Source organism: Streptomyces sp. NPDC102462 (genome assembly GCF_044765425.1).
GTDB lineage: Bacteria > Actinomycetota > Actinomycetes > Streptomycetales > Streptomycetaceae > Streptomyces.
Window position 1 is genome coordinate 226,577 of sequence record NZ_JBIWKB010000003.1, and the last position, 25,863, is coordinate 252,439.

23 protein-coding genes are annotated in these 25,863 nt (G+C 72.0%); 13 read left to right on the plus strand and 10 right to left on the minus strand.

Annotation, left to right across the window (positions count from 1 at the left end; genetic code table 11):
* The first annotated feature begins 94 nt into the window (after positions 1-94).
* Positions 95-622: a hypothetical protein gene (locus ACIRFL_RS04680; protein ID WP_404023823.1), complete on the plus strand. Its 528-nt coding sequence runs from the start codon at positions 95-97 to the stop codon at positions 620-622.
* Positions 623-662: 40 nt separating this feature from the next.
* Here the strand turns inward: ACIRFL_RS04680 and ACIRFL_RS04685 are convergent, their stop codons facing one another.
* On the minus strand, positions 663-3,074 hold the full coding sequence (locus ACIRFL_RS04685; protein WP_404023825.1) for a hypothetical protein: 2,412 nt from the start codon (positions 3,072-3,074) through the stop codon (positions 663-665).
* 405 nt (positions 3,075-3,479) lie between these two features.
* Complete coding sequence (locus tag ACIRFL_RS04690; RefSeq protein ID WP_404023826.1) at positions 3,480-4,118, minus strand: TetR/AcrR family transcriptional regulator; 639 nt, start codon at positions 4,116-4,118, stop codon at positions 3,480-3,482.
* A gap of 242 nt (positions 4,119-4,360) precedes the next feature.
* On the opposite strand from ACIRFL_RS04690, the gene ACIRFL_RS04695 reads away from it, so the two are divergent.
* The gene (locus tag ACIRFL_RS04695; protein ID WP_404023828.1) at positions 4,361-5,182 is read left to right on the plus strand and encodes an SDR family NAD(P)-dependent oxidoreductase; all 822 of its coding nucleotides are present in this window, start codon (positions 4,361-4,363) and stop codon (positions 5,180-5,182) included.
* Positions 5,183-5,234: 52 nt separating this feature from the next.
* Here the strand turns inward: ACIRFL_RS04695 and ACIRFL_RS04700 are convergent, their stop codons facing one another.
* The 3 genes from ACIRFL_RS04700 to ACIRFL_RS04710 form a co-directional block, all read right to left on the minus strand.
* A complete protein-coding gene (locus tag ACIRFL_RS04700; RefSeq protein WP_404023830.1) occupies positions 5,235-6,092 on the minus strand; it encodes a hypothetical protein in 858 nt (285 codons plus the stop codon).
* On the minus strand, positions 6,089-6,889 hold the full coding sequence (locus ACIRFL_RS04705) for a MerR family transcriptional regulator (RefSeq protein ID WP_404023831.1): 801 nt from the start codon (positions 6,887-6,889) through the stop codon (positions 6,089-6,091). Before ACIRFL_RS04705 ends, ACIRFL_RS04700 begins: the two co-directional genes overlap by 4 nt.
* 172 nt (positions 6,890-7,061) lie before the next feature.
* Positions 7,062-7,418, minus strand: coding sequence for a winged helix-turn-helix transcriptional regulator (locus ACIRFL_RS04710; protein ID WP_404023833.1), 357 nt, complete (start codon positions 7,416-7,418; stop codon positions 7,062-7,064).
* Between the two features lie 96 nt (positions 7,419-7,514).
* On the opposite strand from ACIRFL_RS04710, the gene ACIRFL_RS04715 reads away from it, so the two are divergent.
* On the plus strand, positions 7,515-8,396 hold the full coding sequence (locus ACIRFL_RS04715) for an NAD(P)-dependent oxidoreductase (protein WP_404023834.1): 882 nt from the start codon (positions 7,515-7,517) through the stop codon (positions 8,394-8,396).
* Positions 8,397-8,441: 45 nt separating this feature from the next.
* Here the strand turns inward: ACIRFL_RS04715 and ACIRFL_RS04720 are convergent, their stop codons facing one another.
* A complete protein-coding gene (locus ACIRFL_RS04720; RefSeq protein ID WP_404023835.1) occupies positions 8,442-8,954 on the minus strand; it encodes a hypothetical protein in 513 nt (170 codons plus the stop codon).
* A 329-nt stretch (positions 8,955-9,283) separates the two neighbouring features.
* Between ACIRFL_RS04720 and ACIRFL_RS04725 the strand changes: the two genes are divergently transcribed.
* The 9 genes from ACIRFL_RS04725 (at position 9,284) to ACIRFL_RS04765 (ending at position 20,546) form a co-directional block, all read left to right on the plus strand.
* Positions 9,284-9,841, plus strand: coding sequence for a YciI family protein (locus ACIRFL_RS04725; RefSeq protein ID WP_404023837.1), 558 nt, complete (start codon positions 9,284-9,286; stop codon positions 9,839-9,841).
* 93 nt (positions 9,842-9,934) lie between these two features.
* On the plus strand, positions 9,935-10,834 hold the full coding sequence (locus ACIRFL_RS04730; RefSeq protein ID WP_404023838.1) for a DUF2797 domain-containing protein: 900 nt from the start codon (positions 9,935-9,937) through the stop codon (positions 10,832-10,834).
* Positions 10,835-10,918: 84 nt separating this feature from the next.
* Entirely contained in the window at positions 10,919-11,818 is a 900-nt protein-coding gene (locus ACIRFL_RS04735; RefSeq protein ID WP_404023839.1) for an amidohydrolase family protein, read from the plus strand.
* Positions 11,819-11,947: 129 nt separating this feature from the next.
* On the plus strand, positions 11,948-12,688 hold the full coding sequence (locus ACIRFL_RS04740) for a response regulator transcription factor (RefSeq protein ID WP_388705715.1): 741 nt from the start codon (positions 11,948-11,950) through the stop codon (positions 12,686-12,688).
* Positions 12,685-14,328 carry an ATP-binding protein gene (locus tag ACIRFL_RS04745; RefSeq protein WP_404023842.1) on the plus strand — a complete coding sequence of 548 codons (1,644 nt, stop codon included), beginning with the start codon at positions 12,685-12,687 and terminating at the stop codon, positions 14,326-14,328. Before ACIRFL_RS04740 ends, ACIRFL_RS04745 begins: the two co-directional genes overlap by 4 nt.
* 14 nt (positions 14,329-14,342) lie before the next feature.
* Positions 14,343-15,965, plus strand: a complete 1,623-nt coding sequence (locus ACIRFL_RS04750; RefSeq protein WP_404023844.1) for a glycosyltransferase — start codon at positions 14,343-14,345, stop codon at positions 15,963-15,965.
* Positions 15,962-18,163: a glycosyltransferase family 39 protein gene (locus ACIRFL_RS04755; protein ID WP_404023845.1), complete on the plus strand. Its 2,202-nt coding sequence runs from the start codon at positions 15,962-15,964 to the stop codon at positions 18,161-18,163. Before ACIRFL_RS04750 ends, ACIRFL_RS04755 begins: the two co-directional genes overlap by 4 nt.
* Positions 18,164-18,262: 99 nt before the next feature.
* On the plus strand, positions 18,263-19,645 hold the full coding sequence (locus ACIRFL_RS04760) for an MFS transporter (protein WP_404023847.1): 1,383 nt from the start codon (positions 18,263-18,265) through the stop codon (positions 19,643-19,645).
* Between the two features lie 112 nt (positions 19,646-19,757).
* On the plus strand, positions 19,758-20,546 hold the full coding sequence (locus tag ACIRFL_RS04765) for a TetR/AcrR family transcriptional regulator (protein ID WP_404023848.1): 789 nt from the start codon (positions 19,758-19,760) through the stop codon (positions 20,544-20,546).
* Here the strand turns inward: ACIRFL_RS04765 and ACIRFL_RS04770 are convergent.
* The 4 genes from ACIRFL_RS04770 to ACIRFL_RS04785 all read right to left on the minus strand — a co-directional run bounded on the left by ACIRFL_RS04770 (position 20,533) and on the right by ACIRFL_RS04785 (position 25,108).
* A complete protein-coding gene (locus tag ACIRFL_RS04770) occupies positions 20,533-21,003 on the minus strand; it encodes a PPOX class F420-dependent oxidoreductase (RefSeq protein WP_404023849.1) in 471 nt (156 codons plus the stop codon). The two genes, ACIRFL_RS04765 and ACIRFL_RS04770, sit on opposite strands and share 14 nt — an antisense overlap.
* Before the next feature lie 49 nt (positions 21,004-21,052).
* A complete protein-coding gene (locus ACIRFL_RS04775; protein WP_404023850.1) occupies positions 21,053-21,874 on the minus strand; it encodes a YceI family protein in 822 nt (273 codons plus the stop codon).
* Positions 21,875-22,013: 139 nt separating this feature from the next.
* The gene (locus tag ACIRFL_RS04780; RefSeq protein WP_404023852.1) at positions 22,014-24,554 is read right to left on the minus strand and encodes an MFS transporter; all 2,541 of its coding nucleotides are present in this window, start codon (positions 24,552-24,554) and stop codon (positions 22,014-22,016) included.
* Between the two features lie 32 nt (positions 24,555-24,586).
* A complete protein-coding gene (locus tag ACIRFL_RS04785; protein ID WP_404023853.1) occupies positions 24,587-25,108 on the minus strand; it encodes a MarR family winged helix-turn-helix transcriptional regulator in 522 nt (173 codons plus the stop codon).
* A 253-nt stretch (positions 25,109-25,361) separates the two neighbouring features.
* Between ACIRFL_RS04785 and ACIRFL_RS04790 the strand changes: the two genes are divergently transcribed.
* Positions 25,362-25,559 (plus strand): hypothetical protein, encoded by a 198-nt coding sequence (locus tag ACIRFL_RS04790; protein WP_404023854.1) that lies wholly within the window; start codon positions 25,362-25,364, stop codon positions 25,557-25,559.
* The last annotated feature ends 304 nt before the right edge of the window (positions 25,560-25,863 follow it).

The window sequence follows — 25,863 nt, forward strand, 5'->3', positions numbered from 1 at the left end:
GGTGATGGACAGCCGCAATGCTGGCACCATGCTGCCCCGGCGCCGGTCAGCGGCCCCAAGGGGTGACAGCTGATCGACGCGACTGGTGGGCGGCATGTCCGACATCTCCTCCCCTCCGCCGCCGGGCGGCAACAACCCGCAGAGGCTGACGGGGGCGCTGCAGTCGCTGGCCATGCAACTACAGGCATTCCTGCACCAGAAACAGACGTTGAACAATCTGCCGTCGAATGCGGCGAACGCGCTGCGGCAGGCTCGCCAGAGCGTCCTCGATCCCAACGCGCTGTTTGATATTCAGCCACCTCTGGCCCCGAAGGCCATCATCCTGCCGGAGAAGGGCGAGGGACAGACGGTCGAGGACATCTTGGGCAAGAACAAGGTCGACCCGCTGCGGGACTTCTCCAAGGAGGCCAAGGCCGACGACAAGTCCGGCGAGACGTACGCCAAGTGGGAGAAGGACCACACAACCAAGGACAGGAAGGGCCGGGAGAAGCTGGAGATCACACTCTCCGCCGAGGCCCGGCGCCTGCTGACCGTCTTGGACTCCACCGGCGTCCCGGGAGCCTCAGCGACCGCTACACCGCCGCTGAGCCCGTACGCGGCCAACCCGAACTACTCGGAGTAGGCCGGTGGACGGCTCGCGGGGGCCGGCAGGGGGTGTGGGGTCAGCGGACGTCGATGAAGTCGCCGGGGGAGGTGGCGGCCGCCGTGGTGGACGTGCGGGCGAACGCGTATCGCCAGTAGCCGTCCGTCGACGCCTTCACCGTGGTCTTCAGACCTCCCGTGCTGCTGGTGGAGATCGTCTTCACGGTCGTGTACCCGGACGTCGCCTTCTTGCTGAACTGGAGCTTCACCTTCTGTCCTGCGTATCCGTGATACCCGCCGAGCGTCTCCCAGTCCGCGCGGGAGAGCTTGCCCGTGATCGTGAGCGTCTTGCCCTTCTTCACCGGCTCGGGGGAGGCGTTCGCCGTCACCTTCGCATCGCGCACCACGGACGGTGACTTGGCGGCGTGCAGATCGACGTATCCCGTGCCGTCCGCGGACTCGGCCCAGGCGGCGACCTTCCAGACACCGGCGAGGGAGTTACGGCCGAGGGCCGCGCGCGGCTCGATGTAGGCGAACTGCGTCTTGCAGGTGGACGTGGTCGCGTTGGCCTTGGTGCAGGTCGCCGGCCACGTGCCGTAGAGGACGGCGTCGGGGGTGGTGTACGACCCCCGGTAGAGGTACATGTCGCCGCTCGCGATCCCCGACGGGTCGGTCGCGGTGAACGTCGCCTTGAACACCTGCAACGGCTGGTCGGTCAGCTCGACCGGCTTTCCGCCGTTCACCACGATGTTCGAGATGCGGGTCGCACCCACCGTCTTGTCGCTCTGCGGGGCCGGGCCCCCGAACGCCCGCGTGATGGTGCGGCGGAGGCTGCCTCCCTGGTCGTCGGCGGCGGTGACGCGCAGGGTGATGTAGGAGGCGGTGGCGGGTACGTCCAGCGTGGCGGAGCCGTCGGCGGCGACGGGCAGGTCGGTCCAGCTCGTGCCGTCGTCCGTGGAGTACGCGAGGCCCGTGACCCTGGTGTTCGCCTCTGCTGACCCGTTGCGGGTGCTCGCGCTCGCGTCGATCCGTACCGTCCCGGCCGCCGCGCGACCCAGGCGGTCGAGCCCCGAGACCTTCAACTGAGTATCGATCAGCGGGAGTTCCTTGCCTTCCGCGTAGTCCGAGCGGAACGTCCACTCATTGTGGACGTCCGTGGACAACCGGGAGTACGGGACACGGCGGTGCACCGTCTGGTCGAGGGTGTACGTCCGCTCGAACGACGGCAGGCTCGAAGAGGTCAGCGCGTGGGAGCCGTCGAGGCCCGAGGCCTGTGCGTAGGTGACGCCGTCGGACGTCAGCTTGTAGGCATAGGTCGCACGGAAGTCGCTGGCCGTGTGGCCCGCGGTGTCACCGAAGGCGCTCGGCTCGTACAGCCAGATCTTCCCGAAGGACCGCAGTGAGCCGTTCGACCGGCCGCGCGTCGGCTGGAGCGGGGCCGCACCCAGTACCTCGCCCGCACTGGTCCCGGCGGGCAGGGTGCGATCGGGGAGGGGCAGGCTCAGGTCGCCGGTGCCGTAGTCCAGGAAGCGGCTGTAGGTGATGCCGGGGGTGACGTACTCGGTGACGGAACCGGTGGCCGACACCGGGGCGCCGATGAACACGCCCGCCCACTCGCCGAAGGAAGGGACGCTCTCCAGGGTCGCGGTGGTGCGGGTGCCCGGGGCGTTGACCTTCGTGACGGTCTTCGCCAGGGCTGAGGTACGGACCGTCCTGATGGGCGAGGCGGGCACCGTGGTGTTGAAGCTGTGCGTGAGGTCGTAGCGGTAGGTGCTGGGGACGCTCGCGGACGCGCCTTTCTTGCCGAGCACCTCGTGCAGCCGCAGTGAGACACCGGGCACCGAGAACGGGGTGACGTACACCTTGTCGGGCCCCGAACCGGCGAAGCCCGCCAGGTCGCCGCCCGGGACGCTGATCCACACGGCGGAGGAGGCCCGGGTGGCGGTGGTGTCATCGGTACGGATCGCGGTCTCCTTGGCCGCGCGCTGGTCGAATGTGACCGTGGTGGCGGCCGAACCGACGGTGAAGCTCCGGGTGAGCAGGTAGCTCGGCTGCATCCAGTCGTCGTGCAACGCCACTGAGAAGTAGTCGCCCGGCGGCAGCTTCACGCTCGAGGTGCCGCCTGCGGTGTCGCTGTTGACGTCGTACGACGTCCAGGTCTTGCGGTTCCAGACGTAGAAGTACTTGGACCCGACGTCGGCGTGCGTGATGCTCAGTTTCACCGTGTACGTCGACGCGGCGGCGCTCGCCGTCGTGAGACCGCCGCGCAGGGTGCCCGTGCGGGTGCCCGTCGCTGTCAGCGGAAGCCTGGCAGCCGTACGGTCCGCCGCGGACTTTCCTGACGGCCGTACGGAAAGCGTGCCGTTCGTGGCGGCGACCGTGTAGCGGGCCGGGTGGCCCCCGGAGCCTTCCGGATCCGCCGTGACCCGGACGTCCCGTCCGTCGACGAGTTCGGCACGGCCACCGTCCCCCACCTTGGCACTCGCCGCCATGCTGTCTGCCGGACCCTGTGCCGCGGAGACCAGGCCCACAGTGGCGGGTTCTCCATCCGTGGCACTCGCCGTGGGCACGAGCAGCACCGAAGCCGTCACCAACGCCCCGCTCACTGCCACCCCGGCGGGTCTTCGGAACCGTCCACCCAAAAAGCCGGACATCAACTGCCCCCTGTCTCTTCCCCTTGAGAACCAACTCCCGGCTCATCCACAGGAGTCGATCAGCCCACTCTAAGGTGAAGTGCCGGAGCCTGCTTTCGATTACCGCCACCCATCGGACGGCGACGCCAAAGCCCTGGCCAGCAGCTTGAGTTGACCACGACCGCTCGTGCGCCGTCCTGCCGCGATGCGCTCCAGGACAGCCACGCGGCCATCGTGCCGGTGGGCGTATGCAGGCGTGGTGGGTCAGGGGGCGGTGGGGGAGCGCCAAGGGGTGTTGAGCATGGTGTGCAGCACCGTGTCGACCAGGGTGTCCACCTCGTCGGGGGCGGTGTCGCCGAGGCGGCCGTCGAGCAGCAGCAGGCTGAGCCCGTGCGCCAGGGCCCATACGCCGATCTTGAGGGATGTGAGGTGCTGGGGACCGGCGAGGCCGGCGATCCGATCCATCACGACGGCCAGGGCCGCGTCGGACGCCTCGGTCACCGCGGCATGACTGACGCAGGGGTGCCCGAACATCAGCCGGAAGAGCCCGGGGTGGCCCAGCGCGTAGTGCACGGTGGCGCGTACCAGGGGGGCCAGGGCGTCCGCGGGGTCCGTGGGGCGGCCGGCGTCCTCGTGCCGTGGGCCGGTGGTCGCCGGGTGTTCGGGTACGGCCTCGAAGCGCGCCCGGAGTTCGGTGAAGCCGTGCACGGCCAGCGCCGCCAGGAGCGCTTCCTTGTCCTCGTAGTGGCGGTAGGGCGCGTTGGCGGACACACCGGCGTGCCGGGCCACCGCCCGCAGCGACAGCGCGTCCGCGCCCTCGGTGTCCAGCAGCCGGAGGGCGGACTGCAGCAGGGCGGCGCGCAGATCGCCGTGGTGGTAGCTCCGTCGGTCCGATGTTGACACTGTACGCTCCTGGAGTCATTGTTGACGCTGCACACATCGCTGCACACATTGTGCGCCGCTTCCGCGGTGCCGTCCGGCGTCCGGGGCGTCATTCCTGCCCCGGTCCGATGATCCCCCCTGTCCGCCGACGGCCCGCGCCTGCCCGCGCATCGCTGTGCCGCCCCGTCCCGGCGGCCGTTCGCACGGCTTCCGGAAGTCCGCCCCCGTGCTCCGCACGCCGACACCGAAGGGCTTTCCGCCTCATGCACAGCTACCGCGGCACCACCACGTTGGTCACCGGAGCCTCCAAGGGGATCGGCCGGGCCTACGCCCGAGAACTCGCCCGGCGCGGCTCCGACCTGGTCCTCGTCGCCCGTTCACGCCCGGCGCTGGACCAACTCGCCGCCGAGATCCGCGCGGAGCACGGCGTCGGGGCCCGGGTGATCGCGGCGGACCTCGCGGACCCGTCGGGCCCCGCCGGCGTCGTCGACGAGCTGAACGGGCAGCGGATCACCGTCGACCTCCTGCTCAACAACGCGGGCATGGGGTCCGTCGGCCCCTTCTTCGACCGCCCCTTCGAGCAGAGTCTGCAATCGGTCGAGGTCAACATCACCGGCCTGATGCGGATGACCCGGCTGATCGGGGCGGGCATGGTCGAACGCGGCTCGGGCGGCATCATCAACGTCGGTTCGACCGCCGCCTTCCAGCCCATGCCCTACCAGGCGAGCTACGCCGCGACGAAGGCGTTCGTCCTCTACTTCACGGAGGCGCTCGCGGAAGAGCTGCGGGGCACCGGGGTGCGGGTCATGGGCGCCCACCCCGGCGCGACCGACACCGGATTCTTCGACAACACCACCGCCGTCATGGACGCAAGGGTGACCGACACGCCCGAGGCGGTCGCCGCGAAGACCCTGGACGATTTCGCGCGCGGCAGGGCGGCCTCGTATCCCGGCCGGCGGCTCCAGCGGGTGGGTTCCTGGGCGCCGCGGTTCCTTCCCCGTACGGCCGTCACGCGCCTCGTCGCCGTCATCAACCGCTCGTTGGGCTACCACGAGGTCCAGGACACCGGCGCCCCGGCGAGGTGACCCCCGCCGCACGGGATCTTTCCGTGCCCCGAGCCCGTCCGGACACCGCCGGCTACGGCTCCGAGGCGGTGACGGGCCTGCCGCCCGCCCGCAGCGCCGCGACCGCGGACACCGGGTCGTCCGCGTAGAAGCGGAAGGCGCGGGCCTCGGCTGGTCTGCCGAGGACGCGTACGTACCGGACCGGCTCGGTGAGTTCGACGGTGACCGTCGTCAGTCCGGCCACCGCCACGTCGGCCACGCCACTCGCATCCGCCGCGGCCAGCCTGCCGTCCGGGAACTTCCGGTCCACACGGACGGAGGCCATGCGGTCGGCCGGGATGCGGATGTCCAGCAGCGCGCCGTAGCGCAGCCGCAGCGAGCCATCGGCCCCGATCACATGCGGGCGCACCACGCAGGAGGCGTGCAGAGCGAGGAGGAACCAGCAGCCCCACAGGTCGAGGACGAGCGCGACGGCGTGCACCACCGGCCAGGGGATCACAAAGGCGAGGGCGACGGTCTCGACGACGCAGACGAACAGCAGGCCGTACATCGTCGCCGTCTGCGCCGGCGCGTACGCGACGGGACGGTCACCGCCGCGCACTCCGTGCGGCCCGCGGCGGGTCACCCAGCGCACGAGGCTGGTGGCGAGGGCGATCTCGTGGCCGACCAGCCTGCGCACGGACGCCGGGACGCCGTCGGCGAGCGCGGCCAGGAACGCGGGGCGACGGCGCAGACCCGTGTGGCGGTGCCGCCGGTAGTCGAAGAGGAGCAGTGCGGTCGCCGTCGCCATGAGGGCGAGCACCGCCGCCTCCGCCACCGGCCAGGCCGCCGAGGGCACCCGCACCCCGCCGACCGCACACAGCACGAACACGGCCTCGCAGGGCGCGAGCGTGGCGAAGCCCCAGCGCACGGCCCTTCGCAGCGCCTTCACCCGGCACGCTCCCTGAGCAGGTCGATGGCGCGGCGCACGGCCGCAGCCTGGGCAGGGGCGAACTCGGCGAAGAGGGCAGCCGCGAAACCGTCCTCCTCCCCCGATCCCTCCTTGCCGTCCACGGCCATCAGCGCGCGGGCCACCTCGTCCGGGACGCTCTCGGCGATGGCCCGTGCGGTCTCGTCCACCCGTGGGTCGTCCTCGGCCGCCTCGGCCAGCGCATCCATCCGGGCGTATGCCGCGTAGGTGCGCCCTACGGCATCCGCGTCGGCACTCAGACTCCGCCCCATGGCGTGGAGCCAGCCGCGGTCGCCGCCCGGCGAGCCGGTCTCCAGCAGGGCCAGCAGCTCCCGCTCCCTGGCCGCCATCGCCGGTTCCGGTCCGGGCAGCCGCGCCGCCGCGCCGGCCATGGTGTCGAAGAGGGCGGCGAGTTCGGGCGAGACCGGGGCCTCGGCGGGCAACCGCCCCGTCCGCTCGGCCTGCTTGAGGAGGTGGGCCAGGCGGACGCGCCGCTCTCGGATGGCCTCCTCCTGGCGGGCCAGGTCGGCGTCCAACTCGGCGAGGATTTCTACGAAGTCCTTGCCCGCGTCGTCCGCCAGCACGTCCTTCACCTCGTCCAGGCTCAGGCCCAGCTCGGTCAGCCGGCGGACGCGGGCCAGTTCGACGGCGTCGCGCAGCGTGTACTCGCGGTATCCGTTGGGCTGCCGCGGCGGCTCGGGCAGCAGCCCGATGCGGTGGTAGTGCCGCACGGCGCGGGTGGTGACGCCGACGACGCCGGCGAGTTCTCCGATGCGCATGGCACCAGTAGAAACGTTGTCGCTACGACAAGGTCAAGCGGTGCCGTGCACGGCGGACGACGCGGAAGAGGCGGACGGCCTTCGCTGTACGAGGCGAGGTAGAGGGACGGATCGCCTGGTGGCCGGGGCGGGGAGGAGAGGGCGGCTCGCCAGGTGGCCGTACGAGACGGCGTCAGGCGTCCGCCGGTGTTACGGGCGTGGGGCGGGTGCGGCCCCAGGCCGCCAGGGGTTGCAGGGCCTCGTTGAGGCGGGTGCCGTCGTCGGTCAGTGAGTACTCGACGCGGGGCGGGACCTCGTCGTAGGAGACGCGGCGCACGATGCCGTCCGTTTCCAGCTCGCGCAGGTGCGAGGCCAGCACCTTCTCGCTGACCCCGGGAAGCAGCCGGCGCAGTTCGCCGAAGCGGCGGCGGGGGTGCTCGTGGAGCGCCCAGAGGATCAGCACCTTCCACTTGCCGCCGATCACCTCCATCGCGGCGTCGATCCCGCAGACATGTCCGTCCGGTGCGCCCGGCCGGTTCAGCGTGGTCATGCCCCACCCTTCCGACGTGCTCGCTCACCCCAGGGTAACCACCCACTCCGAAGTGCGTACTTGATCGGCTGCGGGCCTGTGACCAGCCTGTTCGCCATGACTCCGAACACTGTTGAGAAGACCCCCGTCACGCTGCTCGGCCTCGGCGCGATGGGCACCGCGCTGGCCCGTGCCTGGCTCGCCGCCGGGCACCCGCTCACCGTCTGGAACCGCACCCCGGCCCGCGCGGCGGCGCTCGCCGCCGAGGGCGCGACGGTCGCGGACAGCGCCGCAGCGGCGGTCGCGGCGAACAACCTGGTCGTGCTCTGTCTGCTGGACGACGCCTCGGTCGGCGAGGCGCTGGCCGGCACGGACCTGACCGGCCGGGACCTGGTCAACCTCACCACCGGCACCCCGGCGCAGGCCCGCGCCCGCGCCGCGTGGGCCGACGAGCGCGGCGCCCGTTACCTGGACGGCGGGATCATGGCCGTCCCTCCGATGGTCGGTGTCCCGCAGGCCGGCGGCTACGTCTTCTACAGCGGCTCCCGGGAACTGTTCGAGCGGCACCGGCAGACGCTGGGCGTCCCCGTCGGCACCACGTACGTCGGTCAGGACGCGGGCTACGCGGCGCTGCACGACGTCGCCCTGCTCAGTGCCATGTACGGGATGTTCGCCGGGGCCGCGCACGCCTTCGCCCTGATCCGCAAGGAGGACATCGACCCCACGTCGCTCGCGCAGCTGCTCGCCGACTGGCTCGTCGCGATGGCGCCGGCCGTGCACCGGACCGCGGAGCAGCTGCGCAGCGGTGACTACACCGAGGGCGTCGTCTCCCGTCTCGCCATGCAGGTGGCCGGCACGCCCACCTTTCTGAGCACCGCGGAGCAGCAGGGTGTCAGCCCGGAACTGCTCAGTCCCTACTTCGCGTTGATGCGCCGGCGCCTGGCCGAGGGCGGCGGCGACGAGGATCTGTCGGGCGTGGTCGACCTGCTGGTCCGCTGACCGGTCTGCTGGGTCCCGGCCCTTGTCGTCCCCGCGCGGGCCGGGTCAGTCGGGCAGGCCCAGGTCCTCGCGCATGATGCGGCGCATGGCGGTGAGCCGGGGTTCCGCCTCCTTCAGGTCCAGGAGCGCCTGTTCGGCGCTTTCCCCGGCACGCGTCAGGCCGCGGTCGATGCGCTTGGCGGTGGCGTCGGCCGCGGCCAGGACGACGTTCACCTCGCGGGACGCCCTGAGCACCGTCTCGGGGACGATCATCTGGGCCTCGGCGTAGCGGTCGCGGTAGTCGCGGCGGGCCTCCTCGACCTGGACGCGGTCGTCGTCGGTGTAGACCCCGTCCCGCAGCCGGTGCAGGGCGTCCTTCAGCATGGTGTGGAAGTGGCGGGAGGCCCGGTTCATCGCCGTGTAGGCGGAGCGGCGCTCCTCGAAGCGCCGTCTGTTCTCCTCGGTCTGGCGCTCCTCGGCCCGTTGGCGCTTGGCCGCCCAGGTCGTGACCAGAGGCGCGAAGAGCGTACCGAGGACCCCGACGACGGCAGTGACCATGGCGGCTATGGCGGCACCCATGCGGCGACCCTAGCCGCACCCCACCGCGCACCGTCCGGTGGTGTGCGGCGGCGGGGTGTGTGGGGCGGGTTTGGCGTACTCGGGCGTGTGGTGGTGTGGGGGAGTGGGGTTCGTGGGCGGGCGTGGTGGGTGCGATCGGCTGGTGGCGTGTGGGAGTGGGGTGTGTGGGGCGGGTTTGGCGGAGCCGGGCGTGGTGGTGTGTGGGAGCGGGGTCGTGGGGCGGCCCTCGGTGGACCCCACCGGCCGGTGGTGCGCGGCGGCGGGGTGCGTGGGGTCGGCTTGGTGGACCCTGGCGGCCGTGCGGTGTGCGGCAGTTGAGACTGTGGCGCATGGAATTCTTCTGCTACCACCGTGACCGCCCGGGCTCCCTGGCGCTGCGCACGGAACTCGGAGAGCAGCACTGGTCCTACATGGACCGGTACGCCGACCGACTGATCGCCCGCGGTCCGACCTTCGCGGCCGACGGCGACACCCCCACCGGCAGTGTGCACATCGTCGACCTGCCCGGCCCCGCCGCCGCCCGGGCGTTCGCCTTCGACGAGCCCAACTACCAGGCCGGCGTCTACCGGGACGTCCTGCTGCGCCGGTGGCGCAATCTGCTGGGGCGCACGATGTGGGAGTTCCCCGGTGGCCGCGACGGAGGCAACCGGTATCTGGTGCTCGGCCTCGGCTCGGGCCCGGGCGTCGACCTCTCCGTGCCGAGCGCCACCGACGGCACCGACGGGCTGATCGCGTACGGGCCGCTGCTCTCCGACGACGGTGGCACCTGGCTGGGTACGGCGGCGCTGGTGCGGGCGCAGGACCGGGACACGGCCCGCGCCGTGCTGACCCCGGACGGGTACGCCGGAATCGAGGTCCACGACTGGGAGTTCGGCGGACGCCGGTAGGCAACCGGGACGCTCCCCGGCCGAGGCAGAGGTCAGCCGGCGGGTCGATGAGGGGAAGGGCGTTGTCAGTGGGTGGGTCTAGTGTCGGGGGTGATGGCACAGGCGTGGAAGTGCGCGGGGCTGCGGTGGGCCGTGGACGGCCCCGTGCTGGCGTGGGACGGGGGGCGTAGGAGCGCGCTGCCCCGGGGGAAACGGGTGGCCTTCGGGGTCCTGGAGGGAGGCGTACGGACATGTGTGGGAGCGCGCGGGCATCCCTGCCCGGTGCGGGCGGCCGTGCCGGGGCGGAGCACGGGGGCGCGGTGCGAGGAGTGCGCGCGGCTGGAGCGGGCGCACTCCGTGGCCGCCGACACCGTCGCGGACGACCCCCGGCCGTACCACGTGTATCTGGCGTGGTTCGGCCCGGGCCTGGTCAAGGTCGGGATCACCGCCGAAGAACGGGGCTCGGCGCGCCTCCTCGAACAGGGCGCCGTCTGCTTCAGCTGGCTGGCCCGCGGCCCGCTGATGGCCGCGCGGCGCTCTGAAGAGCTGCTGCGGGCCGCCCTGCGGGTGCCCGACCGGATTCCGTACGGCGTCAAACGGGCGGTGCGCTCGTCGCTGCCCGACACGCCGGCCGAGCGTGCGGCCGAGATCGAGGCGCTGCACGCGCGCGCCGTGGCGCTCGACGCCTGGCCCGAGGCGCTGGACAGGGAGCCGTTCCGGCCCGTCGACCATGCCGGGGTGTTCGGGCTGACGGCCGGCCTCGCGACGGCGTACGGGGAGGTCAGGGAGCTGGTCGCGGGCGGGGGCGTGAGCGGTGCGCTGGTCGCCGTGGCCGGACCCGATCTGCACCTCGCCACCGAGCGCGGGACGGTCGTCCTGGACACCCGGCTGATGACCGGATGGGAACTGGTCCCGGCCCTGCCCGGGGCCGCAAAGGACGGCGGGATCGGTGGGGTGACGGTGCCCGTACGGAGGTTCAGGGAGGAGACGGGAGTTCAGGACGAGCTTTTCTGAGCGGTTCCCACGGCGGGCGTGGACAGCCCGGGTGCCGTCGGCGATCGTGGGGGACATGAACGATCACCGCTGGGGAGCGCGCGCGTGACGGGTACGGAGGCGGCGCCCGCCGTCGAGGCCGCCGAGGTCAGACGGTTCTGGGGGCGGCTCGGGCTGCCGGGCCTCGTGGACGTGCACACGCACTTCATGCCCGAGCGGGTGCTGCACAAGGTCTGGGCGTACTTCGACGGGCTCGGCCCGCTCACCGGCGGCCTCACATGGCCGATCACCTACCGCACCGAGGAGCACGAACGGACCGCGCTGCTACGGGAGTTCGGCGTACGGGCCTTCACGGCGATGCTGTATCCGCACAAGCCCGGCATGGCCCGCTGGCTCAACGGTTGGGCCGCCGACTTCGCCGGCCGCACACCGGACTGCCTGCACACCGCGACCCTCTTCCCCGAGGAGGACGCCCCGGACTACGTCCGCCGGGCGCTCGACGAGGGCGCCCGGGTCTTCAAGGCGCATGTGCAGGTGGGGGCGTACGACCCGGCCGACCGACTCCTCGATCCCGTCTGGGGGTTGCTCGCCGAGGCCGGGGTCCCGGTGGTGATCCACTGCGTTTCGGGGCCCGCGCCCGGCAAGCACACCGGGCCCGAGCCGATCGCGCGGGTGCTGGCCCGGCATCCGCGGCTGCCGCTGGTCGTCGCGCACCTCGGCATGCCCGAGTACGAGGACTTCCTCGCGCTGGCCGAGCGGTACCCGCGGGTGCGGCTCGACACGACGATGGCGTTCACGGACTTCAGCGAGGGGCACTCGCCCTTCCCGCGGCGCGCCCTGCCCCGCCTGGCCGACCTCGGCGACCGCGTCCTGCTCGGCTCCGACTTCCCCAACATCCCCTACCCGTACGTCCATCAGCTGCGCGCCCTGGAACGGCTCGGCCTCGGCGACGCGTGGCTGCGGGCGGTGTGCCACGACAACGGGGCGCGGCTGTTCCGGCTGTGAGCCGGACCGCCGGCACCGGGGCAGGGCGGGCCGTTCCCAGGAGTTCCCTGAGCGGCGCCTGTGGGTTTCTCAGGGAAATCACAGACATCTGAAAGCGCGCTCTCAGAGCGCCTGGCGAGGGTGTCCACCATGACCACGACCTCGCCCCAGGGGCGCACCGAACTGCTGAGGCCGGACGGGAGCCCCGTCCGCGTGCTTGTGGTGGACGACGAGCTGTCGATCACCGAACTGCTGAGCATGGCTCTGCGGTACGAGGGCTGGCAGATCCGCAGCGCGGGTGACGGGCAGGGCGCCGTGCAGAGCGCCCGTGAGTTCCGGCCCGACGCCGTCGTCCTGGACATGATGCTGCCCGACATGGACGGGCTGACCGTGCTGGGCCGGCTGCGCCGCGAGCTGCCGGACGTACCGGTCCTGTTCCTGACCGCGAAGGACGCGGTGGAGGACCGGATCGCCGGACTCACCGCGGGCGGCGACGACTATGTCACCAAGCCGTTCAGCCTGGAGGAGGTCGTCGCCCGGCTGCGCGGACTGATCCGGCGGTCCGGCGCCGCCGACCGGCGCTCCGACTCCGTACTGGTCGTCGGTGACCTCACCCTCGACGAGGACAGCCACGAGGTCGCGCGGGCCGGTGAGAACATCCACCTCACCGCGACCGAGTTCGAGCTGCTGCGCTTCCTCATGCGCAATCCGCGCCGCGTGCTGAGCAAGGCGCAGATACTCGACCGCGTGTGGTCCTACGACTTCGGCGGCCAGGCCAACGTGGTCGAGCTGTACATCTCCTATCTGCGCCGGAAGATCGACGCCGGGCGCGAGCCGATGATCCACACCCGGCGCGGCGCCGGTTATCTGATCAAGCCCGCCGTGTCGTGAGCGGGCGCCGACGGCCGCGTACGCAGCGACGTGGGGGTCCGCCCGCTCAAGCGAAGCGGAGAGTGGGGAAGGGGCAGCCGCGCACCCTGCGGACGCGGCTCGTCGTCGCGTCCGTCGTGCTGATCGCCGTGGTCTGCTCGGTGATCGGCACCGTGACCACCCTGGCGCTGCGCTCGCACCTGTACCAGCAGCTCGACGGCCAGCTCGCCGAGGTCGGGGCGCGCGCCTCCGGCCTGTTCGCCCCGCCCGTGCAGGGCAAGGACATCCCCGTCCCGGACGACGACCAGCAGGGCACGCCGCTCAACCTGTCCGACTTCGTCACCCGGGGCCCGCAGCCGCAGTACACGGTCGCGGCCCAGGTCGAGGACGGCGTCGTCACCAAGGGCAAGGTCGGCCACAAGTCCGACACGCTGGACCTGAGCCCCAAGGCGCTGACCGAGGCCCAGCTCGCGGCCCTCGGCACCGTCACCCGGGACGGCGGCATGCACACCGTGGGCATCCCCGGCCTCGGCAGCTACCGCGCCCAGTACGTCACCGGACCCAAGGGCAGCTACTACGTCGCCGTACCGACCAAGGACACCGACGACAACATCAACACGCTGATCCTCGTCGAGGTCAGCGTCACCGCCGCCGGTCTGGTCGCCGCCGGGATCGCCGGCCATGTCCTGGTCGGTGTCGCCACCCGCCCGCTGCGCAAGGTCGCCGCCACCGCCACCCGGGTGTCCGAACTGCCCCTGCACACCGGCGAGGTGAACCTCAGCGAGCGGGTCCCGGAGTCCGAGTGCGATCCGCACTCCGAGGTCGGCCGGGTCGGCGTCGCGCTCAACCGGATGCTCGACCATGTGCACGGCGCCCTGCACGCACGCCAGCAGAGCGAGACGCGGGTGCGGCAGTTCGTCGCGGACGCCAGCCACGAACTGCGCACACCGCTGGCCTCCATCCGCGGCTACGCCGAACTGACCCGGCGCGGGCGGGAACAGGTCGGCCCCGACACCCGGCACGCGCTTGGCCGCATCGAGTCCGAGGCGGGCCGGATGACGCTGCTCGTGGAGGATCTGCTGCTGCTCGCCCGGCTTGACGCGGGCCGGCCCCTGCAGTTCGAACAGACCGACCTCGTTCCGCTCGTCGTGGACACCGTCAGCGATGCCCGCGCGGCCGGCCGGGACCACACCTGGCGGCTCGATCTGCCCGACGAACCGGCCCTCGTGACGGCGGACGCGGCCCGGCTGCAACAGGTCCTGGTCAATCTGCTGGGCAACGCCCGCACCCACACCCCGCCCGGCACCACGGTCACCGCCCGTGTGCAGCGGCGCGGACCGTGGCTGTGCGTGGACGTCGAGGACGACGGCCAGGGCATCCCGGCGCAGGTGCTGCCGCACGTGTTCGAACGGTTCGCGCGGGGCGACTCCGCGCGGTCGAGAGCCACCGGTTCGACCGGTCTGGGCCTGGCCATCGTGCAGGCCGTCGCGACCGCGCACGGCGGTGCCGTCACCGTGGACAGCGTTCCCGGGCGCACGGTGTTCACCGTCCACCTGCCCGCGCCGCACCCCGCGCCGTCCCGGCCGGCCGCCGAAACGCGGCGGTCATCGCACTCACAGGCGCAGCACAGTGCCGGCACATGGGCGGAACAGGGCGCCTGACGACAGTCGGGGACATGCGAACCGACTCTTCTCCCGGCACCCTGCCGGCGCGGGAGCACCTCCCGGCCGGCGACGCCGGTACGCCTGTCCTGGACGTAGTGATCCCCGTCTACAACGAGGAGAAGGACCTCGGGCCCTGTGTACGCAGACTGCACGAGCACCTGACGCGCACCTTCCCGTACGCGTTCCGCATCACGATCGCGGACAACGCGTCCACCGACACCACCCCCGAGGTCGCGGCCCGCCTCGCGGCCCGGATCCCCGAGGTCGTCGACGTCCGGCTTGAGCAGAAGGGACGCGGGCGTGCCCTGCGGGCCGTGTGGTCCGCCTCTAACGCCCCGGTCCTCGCCTACATGGACGTCGACCTGTCCACCGACCTCAACGCGCTGCTGCCGCTGGTGGCCCCGCTGATCTCGGGCCACTCCGACCTCGCGATCGGCTCCCGGCTCAGCCGCTCGTCGCGGGTGGTCAGGGGCGCCAAACGGGAGTTCATCAGCCGCTCCTACAACCTGATCCTGCGGGGCTCGTTGCAGGCCCGCTTCTCCGACGCGCAGTGCGGCTTCAAGGCGATCCGGCGTGAGGTCGCCCAGGTGCTGCTGCCGCTGGTGGAGGACACCGGCTGGTTCTTCGACACCGAGATGCTGGTGCTCGCCGAGCGAGCCGGGCTGCGCATCCACGAGGTGCCGGTCGACTGGGTCGACGACCCGGACTCGACGGTGCACATCGTGCGGACGGCGACCGACGACCTCAAGGGCGTGTGGCGGGTGGGCAAGGCCCTGGCCACCGGTTCGCTGCCGCTGGACCGGCTCACCCGGCCGTTCGGGGACGACCCGCGCGACCGCGAGATCGGGGACGTACCGAAGGGGCTGGCCCGGCAGCTCGTCGGGTTCTGCGTGGTAGGCGGCCTGTCGACGCTCTTCTACCTGCTCCTCTACAGCGGCTTCCGGCAGTTCGCCGGCTCCCAGGTGGCCAACGCGCTGGCCCTGCTGGTCTCGGCCGTCGCCAACACGGCGGCCAACCGGCGGCTGACCTTCGGGGTGCGCGGTCGCGGCGGCGCGGTGCGGCACCAGGCGCAGGGTCTGGTGGTCTTCGGCATCGGCCTCGCCCTGACCAGCGGTTCGCTCGCCGCCCTCGACGCGGCCACCAGTGCCCCCGGGCACTCGACCGAACTGGCGGTGCTGATCGCCGCCAACCTGGCGGCGACGGTACTGCGCTTCCTCCTGTTCCGCGCCTGGGTATTCCCCGACCACCCCACCCCCGGCACCGCGTTCCCCGCCGACCCCACCGCCGAGCGCTCCGCCGACGCCGCCCACCTTCCCCCGGGGCCCCGCCAGCCCCGGCCGAGCGCACCGCTGCCGCGCCGCCCGGCGCCGCGCCCGCAACAAGCACAGCAACCGCAGCAGCCCCAGCACTCGCCGCAGGCACCAGCCGAGGGCCACCAGCAGGCCCAGCAGGCCCAGCAGGCCCAGCAGGCCCAGCAGGCCCAGCAGGCCCAGCAGGCCCAGCAGGCCCAGCAGGCCCCGCACCACAGCACCCAGTTCCGCGCCGGCGACGGCGTGGGCGGCAACTGGAGGGACGTCACCGTGCGACTGCGCCCGGTGGGCCCTCATGACACCGACCCGGGGGATGCCCGATGACCACCCACTACGACCAGTCGACCGGCCGGACCGGACCGGGTTCATGGGGCCCGCCCCCCACCGCTCCACCGCCGCAGGGCCCGGCCCGGGCCCCCGGCGCGGGCGAGCCGCGGCAGCCCCTCGCCCGCAGACTGTGGCGCGGACGTCCGGGTGACCCGCGCTGGGCGCGCCCGGCCTTCCTCGGCCTGCTGCTCGCCACCGCGCTGCTGTACCTGTACAACCTGAGCGCGTCCGGTTACGCCAACTCCTTCTACTCGGCGGCCGTCCAGGCGGGCAGCACGTCCTGGAAGGCGTTCTTCTTCGGCTCGCTGGACGCGGGCAACGCCATCACCGTCGACAAGCCCTCGGCGTTCCTGTGGCCGATGGAGCTGTCGGTGCGGGTCTTCGGCCTGAACTCGTGGGTGATCCTCACCCCGCAGGTGCTGATGGGCGTCGGCACCGTCGCCGTCGTGCACGCCGCGGTGCGGCGCCGGTCCGGCCCGGTGCCCGGTCTGATCGCGGGCGCCGTGCTCGCGCTCACCCCGGTCGCGGCGCTGATGTTCCGGTTCAACAACCCGGACGCGATGCTGGCCCTGCTGATGGCGCTGGCCTGCTACTTCGTGACGCGTGCCGTGGAGGACGGGCGCACCAGGTGGCTGGTGTGGGCGGGCGTCGCGGTCGGCTTCGCCTTCCTCGCCAAGACCTTGCAGGCATTTGTGATCCTGCCGCCGCTGGCGGTCGTGTACGCGGTCTGCGCCCCGGTGCGGCTGCGCCGGCGGTTCGGCCAACTGGCCCTCGCCACGGCGGCGATGGTTGTCGCGGGCGGCTGGTGGGTGGCGGTCGTGGAGTGGTGGCCCGCCTCGTCCCGCCCGTACATCGGCGGCTCGCAGAACAACTCCTTCCTTGAGCTGACCTTCGGCTACAACGGTCTGGGGCGGCTGAACGGCGAGGAGACGGGCAGCGTCGGCGGCGGTGCAGGACCGGGCGGCACCGGTCAATGGGGCGAGACCGGCTGGGACCGGATGTTCAACGCGGAGATCGGCGGCCAGGTCTCGTGGCTGATCCCGGCCGCGCTGATCCTGCTGGTGGCCGGCCTGTGGGCGACCCGGCGGGCCCGGCGTGCCTCGGTGACCCGGGCCGGATTCCTGGTCTGGGGCGGCTCGCTGCTGATGACCATGGTCGTCTTCAGTTACATGGCGGGCATCTTCCACCAGTACTACACGGTCGCCCTCGCCCCCTACCTCGCGGCCGTGATCGGCATGGGCGCCGGTCTGCTGTGGGAGCGGCGGGCCGAGACCTGGGCGTCGATCGCCCTCGCGGCCTCCGTGGTGGCGTCCGCCGCCTGGGGTTACGTCCTGCTCAACCGCACCCCGGACTATCTGCCCTGGCTGCGCTGGCTGGTCCTGGTCGGCGGCCTGGCCGCCGCGCTCGGCCTGGTCTTCGCGGGCCGGATGCCGCGCCGGACGGCCCTCGGGGCGGCGGCCGTGGGTCTCGTCGCCGCGCTGGCCGGGCCGACCGCGTACACCCTGAGCACGGTCGGCTCGGCGCACACCGGCTCCATTCCGACGGCCGGTCCGGCGGGTGCGAGCGCGATGGGCTTCGGCGGCGGCCGTCCCGGCGGCGGCATGCGGGGCGGCTTCGGCGGCGGCATGCCGGGCCAGAACCAGCAGAACGGCGACGGGGGCACGCAGAACGGCAACGGCTTCCCCGGTGGCGCCGGCGGCTTCCCGGGCGGCGGCCTGCCCGGTCAGAACCAGCAGAACGGCAACGGTGGCACGCAGAACGGCAACGGTCTCCCGGGCGCCGGCGAGGGCGGCGGGCCGGGCGGCGGAACGGGCGGCGGTGGCCTGCTCGACGGTGCCACGGTCGGCGCCGAGGCCAGGAAGCTGCTGGAGGCGGACGCCGGGACGTACACCTGGGTCGCCGCGTCCATCGGCTCCCAGAACGCCGCGAGCTACCAACTGGCCACCGGTGAGCCGGTGATGGCGATCGGCGGCTTCAACGGCACCGACCCGTCCCCGACGCCGGCGCAGTTCAAGCAGTACGTGGCGGACGGAAAGATCCACTACTTCATCGCCGGCGGCATGGGTGGCGGCATGGGCGGCAGTGGCAGCGGCACCGCCTCGCAGATCACCTCGTGGGTCGAGAGCAACTTCAAGAAGGTGACGGTCGGTTCGGCCACCTTCTACGACCTCACGCAGCGGTCGAGCGACGGCTGAGGACCGGCTGGAGAGAGCGGGGCGGTGGCCGCAAGCGCGGCTGCCGCCCCGCCCCTTTTCCGTTGTACGCCGTATAGGAACTGCTTTACGGTGTACGGCATGTCGATCTCAGCGGCCCACCCCCAGCGCTGGCTGATCCTCGGCGTCATCTGTCTCGCCCAGCTCACCGTGCTGCTGGACAACACCGTCCTGAACGTGGCCATCCCCTCGCTCACCCGTGAACTGGGGGCGACCACCTCCGACATCCAGTGGATGATCAACGCGTACTCGCTGGTGCAGTCCGGACTGCTGCTCACCGCGGGCAGCGCCGCCGACCGCTACGGCCGCAAGAAGATGCTGCTCGCGGGGGTGGCCCTGTTCGGCGTGGGCTCGCTGCTGGCCGGACTCGCCGGTACCACCGGTCAGTTGATCGCCGCGCGGGCGGGCATGGGCGTGGGCGGCGCGCTGCTGCTGACCACCACCCTGGCCGTGGCGATGCAGATCTTCCCGCCCGAGGAACAGGCCAAGGCGATCGGCATCTGGAGCGCGGTCAACGCGCTCGGCTTCGCCGGCGGGCCGCTGATCGGCGGGTTCATGCTCAACCACTTCTGGTGGGGCGCGATCTTCCTGATCAACCTGCCGGTCGTGGCGCTGGCGCTGGTGGCGGTCGTGGCGCTGGTACCGGAGTCGAAGAACCCCCAGGGCGACCGGCCCGATCTGCTCGGCGCCGTGCTCTCCACCATCGGCATGGCCGGGCTGGTCTTCGCGATCATCTCCGGCCCGGCGCACGGCTGGTCGTCGGCCCGGGTGCTGGTGAGCGGCCTCGTCGCGGTGGTCGTCCTCGCGTGCTTCGCCCGCTGGGAGAGCCGCGTCCCGTATCCCATGCTCGACCCGCACTTCTTCAGGGACCGCCGGTTCACGGGCGCGGTGGCCGGGGCGGTGCTGATCACCTTCGGCATGGGCGGGGCGCTGTTCCTGCTCACCCAGCATCTGCAGTTCGTCCTCGGCTACGGCCCCCTGGAGGCCGGTCTGCGCACGGCGCCGCTCGCCCTCACCGTCGTGGCGCTGAACTTCTCGGGGCTGTCCGCGAGGTGGTCGGCCAGACTCGGCACGCCCGTCTCGATCGTGCTGGGCATGGTGCTGATGTCGGCGGGGCTGGTGTCCATCGCGCTGCTGGCCACCGGCGGTTACGCCGGAACCCTGCTCGGGCTGCTGCTGATCGGCGCCGGCTGCGCGATCGCCAACCCGGCCATGGCGCACGCCATCATGAGTTCGATCCCGCCGGCCAAGGCGGGCGTCGGGGCCGGGATCAACGGGACGCTCGCGGAGTTCGGCAACGGGCTCGGGGTCGCGGTGCTCGGCGCGGTGCTCAGCTCCCGGGCCGCGGCCGGCGGGCTGGCCTCGGGCCTGGAGGCGGGGCAACTCGTGGGTGCGGTCGCCGTGTTGGCCGGCGGACTGGTGGCCGGTGGGCTGCTGCGGCGGGCACAGAACGCGCTCGCCTGACGGTCAGGACCGCGCCCCAGGACGCGGGCGCGGGATGATCGCGGGGGGTCACCGGGGCCGTCGCGGGCCTAGCATCGTGATGAAGTGGTCGGAGATCCAGGAAGGTGCGTCGATGGCGGAGGCGGCCGGGCGGGCGGCGCGTACCAGTGTCTGGCTGGAGGGGAAGACCCGCCGTGGCGGGCGCGGCGGCGGGCAGCCGTCCGGCCTGGACCGGGAGCGGATCACCGAGGCGACCGTGCGGCTGCTGGACGCGGAGGGGCTTGCCCGGTTCTCCATGCGGCGGCTGGCCGCCGAACTGAGCGTCACCGCCATGTCCGTGTACTGGTACGTCGACACCAAGGACGACCTGCTCGAACTCGCCCTGGACGCGGCCTTCGGCGAGCTGCGGCTGCCCGGGCCCGAGGAGGCGGGCGAGGACTGGCGGGGCCAACTGCGTGCGCTGGCCGGGGAGTACCGCGCGCTGCTGGTGCGGCACCCGTGGCTGTCCCCGCTGGCCGGACGCTACCTCAACATCGGCCCGAACGCGCTCGGCTTCTCGGGCCGGGTGCAGCAGATCATGCGCCGCTCCGGGCTGCCCGCGCACGGCATCACGGGCGCCATCGCGGCCGTCTTCCAGTTCGTGTACGGCTTCGGCACGATCGAGGGTCACTTCGCGGCCCGGGTCGCCGCGACCGGTATGACCCCGGACGAGTACCACCGCACCGCCATGACCGCGGTGACCGCGGCCCCGCAGGCCGCCGAGGTCATGAAGGAGTCCCGGGACATCATGCAGGCCCGCGGCGGCGACACGGTCGAGGAGATGCTGGAACGGGACTTCACCTTCGCCCTGGACCTCCTGATCGCGGGCATCGAGCAGATGACCCGGAGAACCACCCCCGACGGCGGGGTCAGTCCTGGTTGACCAGGCGGGACGGGAAGCCGCCGGTGGCCACCGGGCCCCAGCGGGTGGGGGTGACGCGGATGATCGACTTGCCCTGCTTCAGCATCGCCGCGCGGTACTCGTCCCAGTCCGGGTGCTCACCGGCGATGTTGCGGTAGTACTCGACCAGCGGCTCCACGGAGTCAGGGCTGTCGATGACCTCCGCCGTCCCGTCGACCTGGACCCACGGCCCGTTCCAGTCGTCGCTGAGCACGATCAGGCTGACCCGCTCGTCCCGCTTGGCGTTGCGGGTCTTGGCGCGCTCCGGGTAGGTGGAGACCACGATCCGGCCGGAGTCGTCGACCCCGCAGGTCAGCGGCGATGCCTGGGGGCCGCCGTCGGTCCGCCGGGTGAGCAGGACGGCCCGGTGCCGGGGCCGTACGAAGTCCAGCAGTTCATCGAGGGAGACGGTGGTGTTCGTCGCGATGTTCGGTGCCATGCGGGCAGCCTAGGGCCAGCGGCCCCCGTTCTGGCTGACCCTGCCGTTCCTACGCCTGTGGCAGCGTTTCGCCCTGCACCGCCTGGACGTCCAGCTCGACCTTCAGGGTCGTGCCGATGGCCGCGATGCCCGCCTGGACGACCTGGTTGTAGTTCATGGCGAAGTCCTCGCGGCGCAGTTCCGTCGTCGCGCGGAAGGCGGCCCGGGTGCCGCCCCACGGGTCGGCGCCGGTGCCGAGGTAGGCCAGGTCCAGATCCACCGGGCGTACGACACCGCGCATGGCCAGCTCGCCGTGGACCGTCCAGCGGTCCTGGCCGGCCTCCGACAGCCCCGTCGAACGGTAGGTGATCTCGGGGTACCGCTCGACGTTCAGGAAGTCCGCGGACCGCAGATGGGTGTCGCGCATGCCGTTGCCGGTGTCGATGGAGGACGCCCGGATCACCGCCTGTACACGGGACTTGCCGACGTCGTCGGGCGCGATCTCGATCGCGCCGGCGAAGTCGGTGAACCGGCCGCGCACGCTGGAGATGCCCAGGTGCTGGGCGACGGCGGCCACCGTCGAGTGCGCCGGGTCGATGGTCCACGGACCCGGCGGTGGCAGCTCGGTGCCGCCCTGCCGGGCCAGCGTCACCGTGCCGACCTCGGCCCGTCCGCTCGCGGTGACGATCGCGCTGGCCGCGGCGGGCGCGTACCCGACGGCCGTGACGATCACCGTGTACGCCCCGGGCGCGAGCGCGGTCGCATCCCGCACGGCGCCCTCGGCGTCGGCCTCGGCGCGCAGCACCTGCGTGCCCGTCATGTCGGTCACCGTGACGACCGCGTGCGACACGGCCCATCCGTCCCGGGTGTGGATCCTCGCGGTCAGTCCCATCCCGTTTTTCTCCCTGCGAAGCCATGGACCGAACATCCATGGCGGCCTCGAAAAGCCGTACAAATTGGTCGTAAAGCGTCCGGCCCGTGGCCGGGCGCGCCGCCGCTCGCAGCGCGCCCGCCACGGGCCGGGTGCCGGGCTACTCGCCGGGGTGGGCGAGTTCGATGTCGTGCCCGTCGGCCCCGGCGCCCTGCACCGTCAGGGCCGTCGCCACCGGCGGGTAGCCGGTCGCGATGACGGTGTAGTCGCCGGTGTTCAGATCGGTGAAGGCGTACGCACCGTCCGATCCGGTGGTGGACGTGCCGACCACGTTGCCCGCCGCGTCCACGAGGGTCACCCGGGCGTCGGCCAGCGGGCCGTGCGGGGACCTGACGACGCCCTGGAGCCGGGCGCCCGCCTCCAGATCCACCTCGATCCGGGTGACCCCGGTGGCGCCGATCTCGACGGGCAGCGCCCGCGGCCGGAACCCGGCGGCGTTCACCGCCACCGTCACCGCGCCGGGCACCAGCTCACCGAAAATGAACTGGCCCTGTTCCCCGGTGGTCCCGGTGGCCAGCAGATCGCCGCGCACATCGGTGACGATCACCATCGCGTCCTTGACCGGCAGGGCGCTGCCGGCCGCCCGGACCACACCGCTCAGCCCGCTGGTGCCGCTGAGCAGGACGTCGTAGGACACCGGGTCCTCGTGCACCACGATCGTGGACGCCTGCGGCTGGAAGCCGTCGGCGGCGGCGATCAGCACATACGAGCCGGTGCCGGGCGCGTCCAGTGTGTAGGAGCCGTCGGCCTGGGTGACCGAGCGGCCCAACTGGCGGCCGGACAGGGAGATCAGAGTGACCGCGGCCTGCGGGACCGGGGCGCTCTCGGCGCCGCGGACGAAGCCGTGGACCGGGGTGCCGCCGGAGGAGGGCTGCTCCGGGGCGGGCACGGTGGCGACGGCCGTCAGCTGCCGTGTCGCGGCCGGTTCCGTGCCGTCCGTGCTCTCGTCGGGGCCCGCCACGACCGGGGAGGCCCAGCTGGGCACCTTCTCCGCGGCCGGCACGGCGGTGGCCGCGATCGCGGCCGGGGTCTCGGCCGGTGCTTCGCTCTCGGCGGCGGCCTGCGCCAGCGCGCCCTTGGTCCGCAGCGGGACCTCCTTGATGAACAGCGTGATGAGGAAGGCGACCGCCGCCAGGCAGCCGGCGATCAGGAACACGTCGGCGATGCCGTGCCCGTAGGCGCTCTCCATGACCGTGCGCAGCGGCGCCGGCAGGGCGTTCATGTCCGGGATGGAGTCCGTGGAGCCCGAACCGGACAGCCCCTTGGCGTACTTCGGGTTCAGGTCGGCGAGGCCGTCCTTGACGTAGTCGGTGATCCGGTGGGACATCACCGCGCCGAGCGCGGAGACGCCGATCGCACCGCCGAGGGAACGGAAGAAGGTGACCGTGGAGCTGGCCGAGCCGAGGTCGCTCGGCTCCACCTGGTTCTGCGTGCACAGCACCAGGTTCTGCATCATCATGCCGATGCCGAGGCCCAGCATGGCCATGAAGACGGCCATCTTCCAGTAGTCGGTGTCGTACCGGATGGTGCCCAGCAGACCGAGCCCGGCCGTCACCAGCACGCCGCCGCTGACCAGCCAGCCCTTCCAGCGGCCGGTGCGGGTGATGAACTGGCCGGAGACCGTGGAGGAGACGAACAGGCCGCCGATCATCGGGATGGTCAGGACACCCGACATCGTCGGGGACTTGTCGCGGGCCAGCTGGAAGTACTGGCTGAAGAAGACCGTGCCGCTGAACATCGCGATGCCGACGAACAGCGAGGCGAGCGACGCAAGGGTGATGGTGCGGTTGCGGAACAGCCGCAGCGGGATGATCGGCTCGCTCGCCCTGGCCTCGATGAACACGAACAGCGCGCCGAGCACGAGGGAGCCGCCGACCATCGCGTACGTCTGCCACGACAGCCAGTCGTACTTGTCACCGGCGAAGGTCACCCAGACCAGCAGCAGCGAGACCGCGGCGGAGATGAAGAACGCGCCGCCCCAGTCGACCTTCACCTCCCGCTTCACCACGGGCAGGTGCAGGGTCCGCTGGAGCACGATCAGCGCGATGACCGCGAAGGGCACGCCGACGTAGAAGCACCAGCGCCAGCCCAGCCACGAGGTGTCGGTGATGACACCGCCGAGCAGCGGGCCGCCGACGGTGGCGACGGCGAAGGTGGCACCGAGGTAACCGGAGTAACGGCCGCGCTCGCGCGGGGAGATCATCGCCGCCATGACGATCTGCGCCAGGGCGGACAGACCGCCGACGCCGACGCCCTGCACGACGCGGCAGGCGATCAGCATGCCGGGGTTCTGCGAGAGACCGGCGACGACCGAGCCCAGGACATAGATGACCAGGGCTATCTGGACGAGTGCCTTCTTGCTGTACAGGTCTGCGAGCTTGCCCCACAGGGGAGTGGTCGCGGTCATCGACAGCAGGGCGGCCGTGACCACCCAGGTGTAGGCGGACTGGCCGCCGCCGAGGTCGCCGATGATGCGCGGCAGGGCGTTGGAGACGATCGTGGACGACAGGATCGCCACGAACATGCCGAGCAGCAGCCCGGAGAGCGCTTCCATGATCTGCCGGTGCGTCATGGGAGCCTGGTCGGAGCCTCCCCCGTGCTTGGCGTGAGCCCGCACACCGGCTGGTGTGGTCGTTGCCATGGGCTTCCTTTTCTCTACGTGCTTCTACGTGCTTATCCGGGTGTACGGGTGGTCGTCGCTTCGAGTACCGGCGCGGGCTCGGGCACGGCGGCGTGCTGCGACGGGTGGGGCCGGGCGTGTACGGTCCGGCAGTCGCCGAAGCTGTCCCTGAGCCGGGTCATGAGCCGAATCAGCTGGGCGACCTCGTCGTCGGACCAGTCGCTGAGCCGTTCGGCCAGCAGTTCGGTGCTGCGCCGCGCCAGTTCGTCCGTCATGGATCTGCCCGCGGGAGTGAGGCGCAGGATGCGCGAGCGCTTGTCGGCGGGGTCCGGGGACCGCTCGATCCAGCCCCGTTCGGCGACGTGCGCGACATGCCGGCTGGTGACGGACATGTCCACGGCCAGCAGCTCGGCGAGCTTGCTCATGCGCATGTCGCCGTGCCGCCCGAGCAGGGTCAGCACGGCGGCGGAGCCGCCCGGGCAGTCGTGCGGGAGTATCCGCGCCAGGTCCCGTTTCACGGCTCCGACGGCGCTGAGCTGACGCGCCAGCTCCTCGAACTGCGCCTGCTCAGCCATCGCACCTCCCGTTTTCGTTGCTTGAGGCAACCGTAAGGGTGCTTGGTTGCTGAAGGCAAACAAATCTGGGGGTGCGCGGCCCAAAAACTTGGCAAAGGCAAGTATTGCGACCGTAAATACGCAGGTGGGGTCGTTCGCGGAGGTGGAAGGGGGTGGCGAGGGGGTCGGGGCCGGGGGCGCACACGCGTTCCGTACGGGCTCATCAGTGCCCCCACTTGGGCGCCACCGCCCGTCTTCGCTAGGGTCTCGGGCCATGGCTAACACCCAGGGCCCCCAGGGCAACCCCGACCCCGCAGGCAGCACCCAGATGTTCCGCGCGTTCGTCGACGAGGCCCCCCAGGGGACTCGGCAGCAGGCGTCCGGCTCGACCGGCCCCCGCATCGGCGTGATCCTAGGCGTCGTCGCGGTGGTGGCGATCGTCGCAGCAGTGGCCTGGCTGGCACTGAAGTAGCCGACCCACGTCACGGGCAGCCCACCTGGGGGCGCGGGGAACTGCGCGCCAAGCCACGACGCTCGGGCACAGGAAAAATCACCCGCACCCCCACGGCCCGCCAGGACAAGGCCCGGCTTTCCAGCCGCGTCAGGGGCAGCCGACCCGGGGGCGCGGGGAACTGCGCGCCAAGCCACGACGCTCGGAGCACAGGCACAATCACCCGCACCCCCACGGCGCCCATGGCCGTCAACCCAAGGCTCTGGCATCATAAAAGCGGAACCTCGCTCCGATAGGCGGCGTGGGCGAGGACCCGCTCAGACGG